We start from the raw sequence: 525 nt of genomic DNA, 5'->3' as shown, positions 1-525 counted from the left end.
CCAAGGCCATCCAGCAGCTCGGCGCCAAGGACTCGCTGACCGAGAAATTCACGGTCACGACCGCTGACGGCACCACCGGCCAGGTCGTCATCACCATCAACGGCACCAACGACAAGCCGACCATCACCGGCCTGGCCACGGGTGCCGTCAAGGAAGACGGGCAGCTGACCACCTCCGGCCAGCTGACCCAGCACGACATCGACGCCACTGACAAGCACACCTGGTCCGTCAACGACAACGGCAAGGGCCAGTACGGCACCTTCACCGTCGACGGCACCGGCAAGTGGACCTACACGCTGAACAACGGCGACGCCAAGGTCCAGGCGCTGGCCGAAGGCCAGAAGGTCACCGACACCATCACCGTCACCGTCGACGACGGCAACGGCGGCACCGCCACGCAGGTCATCACCGTCACCATCACCGGCACCAACGACGCGGCCGTCATCACCCCGAGCAAGCCGGGCGACGACGCCGGTTCGGTCAAGGAAGACGACAAGCTCACCACCGGCGGCAAGCTGGATGTCA

At 65.7% G+C, this 525-nt stretch carries 1 protein-coding gene; it reads left to right on the top strand.

Going from position 1 to position 525, the window contains the following annotated elements; genetic code table 11:
• Positions 1–525 (top strand): VCBS domain-containing protein (locus tag AC6LJ9_RS30665; RefSeq protein ID WP_498150457.1); only part of this gene is annotated, 525 nt, incomplete at both ends.

The organism is Achromobacter sp. 1011811831, from assembly GCF_059760905.1.
Note: the sequence above shows the minus strand (reverse complement) of the source record. Positions and strands in the feature narration are given on the sequence as shown.